General features: G+C 51.0%; 4 protein-coding genes. All 4 read left to right on the forward strand.

Annotated features, from left to right (window positions below; genetic code table 11):
* Positions 1-390 (forward strand): NAD(+) diphosphatase (gene nudC, locus ACTF5Z_RS11800; RefSeq protein ID WP_438985809.1); only part of this gene is annotated, 390 nt, incomplete at its 5' end.
* Between the two features lie 8 nt (positions 391-398).
* A complete protein-coding gene (sohB, locus tag ACTF5Z_RS11805) occupies positions 399-1454 on the forward strand; it encodes a protease SohB (RefSeq protein WP_438985810.1) in 1056 nt (351 codons plus the stop codon).
* Positions 1454-1894 carry an acyl-CoA thioesterase gene (locus ACTF5Z_RS11810; RefSeq protein ID WP_423848527.1) on the forward strand — a complete coding sequence of 147 codons (441 nt, stop codon included), beginning with the start codon at positions 1454-1456 and terminating at the stop codon, positions 1892-1894. Before sohB ends, ACTF5Z_RS11810 begins: the two co-directional genes overlap by 1 nt.
* 60 nt (positions 1895-1954) lie before the next feature.
* A partial coding sequence (locus tag ACTF5Z_RS11815) for a tetratricopeptide repeat protein (RefSeq protein ID WP_438985811.1) occupies positions 1955-2539 on the forward strand: 585 nt, incomplete at its 3' end.

Genomic DNA, 2539 nt, shown 5'->3' on the forward strand with positions numbered 1-2539 from the left:
GTTCTTGTCGTTGATGGCGATCGAATGCTTTTAGCTCGCAATGCACGCTTCCCTCGGCCTATGTTTTCGACACTTGCAGGTTTCGTGGAGGCGGGTGAAAGTGCCGAACAAACCATTGCTCGGGAGATTTTCGAGGAAGTCGGCTTGGTCAGCGGAAAACTACAGTATTTCGACTCGCAGGCTTGGCCATTCCCAGATCAGCTGATGCTGGGTTACTTTGCCCAGTACGCGGGCGGCGACATCCAGGTAGACGGTGTAGAAATAGCCGAGGCTCAGTGGTTCGATTATCGCGAGCTGCCCAGAAATATCCCGCCAACCATGAGCATTGCAGGGCGCTTGATTCAGCATTATTGCGAACTTCGGGATCAACAAATTAATTTATTTGAGTAGGTCTGACCATGGAATGGATCGCCGATTACGGTGTGTTTTTGCTGAAAAGTGTCACGGTTTTGGTGGCGCTCATTGTGTTTGTCGGATTTGTCGCGAGCCTCAGTCAGCGACAAAAAGGTGATCAGCGCGAGGGGCGAGTCAAAATTCAAAGCTTGAACGATGACCACGAAGATAATCTCGATGATTTTTTAGCCTCGGTGTTAGAGCCAGAGGACTATAAGCGCCACAAAAAGGACGAAAAAAAGACCAAAAAAGCCCTAGCCAAAGCCTCAAAAAAGGCGGGTAAAAAAGCCGATGCAGAAGAAGCGGGCCGGCCTCGGGTATTTGTTGTGGATTTTGATGGCGATATCAAGGCCTCGGCAGTAGAGGGGCTACGTAAAGAAATTAGCACGCTGGTGGCCAACAAGGCTGAGGGTGACACCGTCATCTTACGATTGGAGAGTCCTGGAGGCATGGTTCATAGCTACGGCCTGGCAGCAAGCCAACTCGATCGAATTAAAAATGCGGGCATTAAGTTAATCGTCAGTGTTGATGCGGTTGCGGCCAGTGGTGGGTATATGATGGCCTGCGTTGCAGATGAGATTGCGGCAGCACCTTTTAGCGTCATTGGCTCGATTGGTGTGGTTGCTCAGGTGCCCAACGTGCATCGGTTGCTGAAAAAGAATGACGTAGATGTTGAGATTCTAACGGCTGGTAAATACAAGCGCACATTAACCGTGTTGGGTGAGAACACCGAAGAGGGGCGTCAAAAGTTCATTGAGGATTTAGAGTCAACCCACGATCTGTTCAAAGCCTTTGTTCAAGAGCATCGACCAAATCTCGACATCGAAGCTGTCGCTACCGGTGAGATTTGGTACGGTAAGGAGGCGGTCAATAACGGTTTGGTCGATCGGATAGCGACAAGTGATGACCTCATTTTGGAGGCGCTGCAGACCAGCCAGGTTTTTCGGGTGAGTTACGAGCAAAAAAGAACTCTGGCTGAGCGCTTAGGGTTTGCGGCGGAGCAGGGTGTCATCAAAGCCTTTGAGCAGCTCTGGGCACAGCAGTCAAAGCGATGGTTTTGATGGATTGGCGCTATCCTAACCCCTACACGCATGCTGTCTGTGTGAACAGCGAGCATATTGATGGATTAGGTCATAGTAACAACACCCAATACATCCAGTGGTGCGAGGCGGCGGCGTGGGCGCATTCTGCGGCGTTAGGCATGAGCTTAGAAATGTATCAGACTTTAGGGCGTGCTATGGCGGTCGTGCGCAGCGAATTCGATTACCTCAAAGCGACGTATGAAGGTGACCAATTACTTGTTGGGACATGGCTAACGGATATGTCCAAACGCTTGAATATGGAGCGCCGGTTCGAGGTCCGCAGGCAATTAGATGGCACGCTTGTGTGTCAGGGTGTATGGCAATTTGTTTGCATCCGCCTAGATACAGGTGCTCCTGCCAGAATGCCGCCCGAGTTTGAAGCAGTGTATGCTCCTGCTTTAGTCGGATTTCCTTGTTAAGGGATTCTTAACGTTGGGGCTTCACAATAGCCAATAATCATTGATCAGCGAGGTTGTCAGATGAACGGGCTAGTCAGAGTCATCGTAGTAATCGTATTCAGTTGCGCCAGCGTTTTGGCTTGGTCTGAGGACCTTAAACAAGTCATTGCAGACTGGGAGATCGCTAACTTCACGCTTGATGGCGATGCGCAAAAACAGGCCTTTGATGCCTTGCTTGAACGCGCTGAAGCCCTGCGTTCTGCACCCACGGCAACAGCAAAGAACTTGTTGTGGGCAGGCATCATCGAGTCGTCGTACGCCGGAGAAATAGGGGGCTTGAATGCCTTGGGTCATGCCAAGCAGGCCAAAAAAGACTTCGAGTCGGCCTTGAAAGCGGGCGATCCTGATGTGACGCCCGCGGCGTTAGCGAGCTTGGGGACTCTGCATTCCAAAGTGCCTGGCTGGCCCATTGGCTTTGGTAATGACAAAAAGGCCAGCAAGTTCTTCGAAGAGGCAGAGAAAGCAGGCGCTGCCAACTTGGATTTTTACATGCTGTACGCTGAGTACGCCTTAAGCAACGGCGACAAGGAAAAAGCCTTGTCGTTGCTGCAGGCATCAGAAAAGGTACCGCCTAGATCTGATAGGCTAATTACTGATTCGGCGCGT

It is taken from the genome of Aequoribacter sp. (assembly GCF_965659035.1).
Lineage (GTDB): Bacteria > Pseudomonadota > Gammaproteobacteria > Pseudomonadales > Halieaceae > Aequoribacter.